The organism is Stenotrophomonas sp. S41 (assembly GCF_016624625.1).
Classification (GTDB): Bacteria; Pseudomonadota; Gammaproteobacteria; order Xanthomonadales; family Xanthomonadaceae; genus Stenotrophomonas.
The window spans coordinates 1-532 of sequence record NZ_JACVTV010000221.1 but is presented as its reverse complement, the minus strand read 5'-3'; the positions used below and the strand labels follow the sequence as shown (position 1 = coordinate 532).

At 58.6% G+C, this 532-nt stretch carries 1 protein-coding gene; it reads right to left on the bottom strand.

Annotated features, from left to right (window positions below; genetic code table 11):
* Positions 1–532 (bottom strand): IS3 family transposase (locus IAE56_RS20980; RefSeq protein WP_200753845.1); only part of this gene is annotated, 532 nt, incomplete at its 5' end.

Sequence of the window (532 nt, the reverse complement as noted above, 5' to 3'; positions counted from 1 at the left end):
TCAGGCGGCCAAGGACGCCCGATGCATCGCATCGGGCGTCTGCATTTTAAGGGACAGATGGGGGCGCTCGGCGTTGTAGATCTCCACTGCCTCAGCCACCATCTGCCGGGCCTGCCCCAAGTCGCGTGGGCGATGAAGCAGAAACTCACATTTCAGGATGCCGTTGATGCGTTCGGCCAACGCGTTCTGGTAGCAGTCGTAGCCGTCGGTCATCGAGCAGGTCAGGCCATGCTTTGCATGGAGATGCTGGTAGCTATCCGAGCAGTATTGGATGCCCCGATCCGAATGATGGATCAGCCGCTGCCTCGTTTTTCGGCCTCTCAGGGCCATTTCCAGTGCTTGCCCGGTATGTTCGGTCTGCAGCGTCTCATTCACGCTCCAGCCCACAATCTTGCGTGACCAGGCATCAGTAACCAGGCTCAGGTAGACGAATTTCCCATCCGTGGGCAGATAGGTGATGTCAGCCACCCACACCTGTTCGCAACCATTGGGAACTACGCAGCCCTCTCCGGGCTTGAGCAGGTTGGGATGT